The sequence below is a fragment of the Streptomyces sp. BE303 genome (assembly GCF_036290945.1).
In the GTDB taxonomy this organism is placed as follows: domain Bacteria; phylum Actinomycetota; class Actinomycetes; order Streptomycetales; family Streptomycetaceae; genus Kitasatospora.
Window position 1 is genome coordinate 1 of sequence record NZ_JAQYWZ010000848.1, and the last position, 421, is coordinate 421.

Annotated in this window: 1 protein-coding gene; it reads right to left on the minus strand. The window is 74.6% G+C overall.

The annotated features are described in order from the left end of the window. Positions 1-317: DUF1214 domain-containing protein (locus PUR56_RS29485; protein WP_329951187.1), on the minus strand; the 317-nt coding region annotated here is incomplete at its 3' end. Positions 318-421 lie beyond the last annotated feature (104 nt).

Genomic DNA, 421 nt, shown 5'->3' on the forward strand with positions numbered 1-421 from the left:
AACGGCCCGTTGGGTGCGGGCAGCCAGTTCGCGGCCCGCTGCGGGTCGGCGGGGCGGGTGTGCTGCACGTGCAGGGAGAGGCCGCCGTCCTGGTCGTAGACGAGCCCGGGGGTGCGGTCGCCGATGGAGTCGGACTGGATCTCGAACCCGAGCCCGAGGATCGTCTGTCTCCGTGGCTGGTCGAAGCGGATGGTGTAGTTGCCGCTGGTGGCGGCGGCCGCCGCGGTGGCGCTCGCGATGGTGCTCAGGGCGCCGGCGCGGGCGGCGCCGCGCAGGATGGCTCTGCGGCTGATCGGGCGCGGCTCGGGGGTGGACATTTCTCGCCTCCGGGAGGTGGGGGTGACGTGCTCTGGTGACACCGAGGGGCGGACGCAGCCGAGCGACGGGTGGCCGTCGGCGGCGGCCCGATCAGCGCAGGACC